Raw genomic sequence first — 1,197 nt, forward strand, 5'->3', positions numbered from 1 at the left:
TCGCTCTCGACGCCCTCATAGTCATGGCGCGCATAATAATTGCGGCCATAGGTCGCCCAGTGATCGCGCGCGATCTGGTCCACCGACTTGCCCGAGGCGGCGAGGATGTTGAGCCAGAGGAGCACCGCCCACAGCCCGTCCTTCTCGCGGACATGGTCCGAGCCGGTCCCAGCGCTCTCCTCGCCGCAGATCGTCGCCATGCCCGCATCGAGCAAATTGCCGAAGAACTTCCAGCCGGTCGGGGTCTCGTATGCCGGGATGCCCAGCTTTTCGGCCACGCGGTCGGCGGCGGCACTGGTCGGCATCGAACGAGCGATGCCCTTCAGGCCACCGGCATAGGCGGGCGCCAGATGCGCGTTCGCGGCCAGCATCGCCAGGCTGTCCGACGGCGTGATGAAGCGCCCGCGCCCGATGATGAGGTTGCGATCGCCGTCCCCGTCCGAAGCCGCACCGAAATCGGGCGCGTCGGGGGCCATCATCCGTTCGTAGAGTTCCTTGGCATGGACCAGATTGGGGTCGGGATGATGTCCACCGAAATCGGGGAGCGGCGTGCCGTTCTTCACGGTGCCCGCCGCGAATCCCAGTCGCTTTTCGAGGATTTCGGTCGCGTAAGGCCCGGTCACCGCGCTCATCGCGTCGAACGACATGGTGAAGCCGCCCTCGACGGCCTTCCGGATCGCGGCGAAGTCGAACAGGCTCTCCATCAGCGCGGCATAGTCGGCAACCGAGTCGATCACCTCGACCGTCATGTCGCCGACCGTCACCTCGCCCAGCGCGTCGAGGTCGATGTCGTCGGCCTCCACCGTCAGCCAGCGGCTGATCGACTTGGTGTTGGCATGGATCGCGTCGGTCACCTTCTCGGGTGCGGGACCACCGTTAGAGATGTTGTACTTGATGCCGAAATCTTCGTCCGGGCCGCCGGGATTGTGGCTGGCCGACAGGACCAGGCCGCCCAAGGCTTGGCGCTGACGAATTACGTTGCTGGCGGCAGGCGTCGACAGGATGCCGCCCTGCCCGACCACGACGCGGGCGAAGCCGTTCGCCGCCGCCATGCGGATCGCGACCTGGATCACCTCGCGGTTCAGGAAGCGGCCGTCGCCACCGATTACCAGGGTCTGGCCGGTCTTCTCGTCACCCAACGCGTCGAAGGTCGACTGGATGAAGTTCTCGGCATAATTGGGCTGCTGAAAGACGCGG

At 65.7% G+C, this 1,197-nt stretch carries 1 protein-coding gene; it reads right to left on the reverse strand.

What is annotated here, in order from left to right; genetic code table 11:
- Positions 1 to 1,197: alpha-D-glucose phosphate-specific phosphoglucomutase (locus U1700_RS14950; protein WP_332753471.1), on the reverse strand; the 1,197-nt coding region annotated here is incomplete at both ends.

The sequence above is a fragment of the Sphingomonas sp. RB1R13 genome (genome assembly GCF_036663775.1).
Taxonomy (GTDB): Bacteria; Pseudomonadota; Alphaproteobacteria; order Sphingomonadales; family Sphingomonadaceae; genus Sphingomicrobium.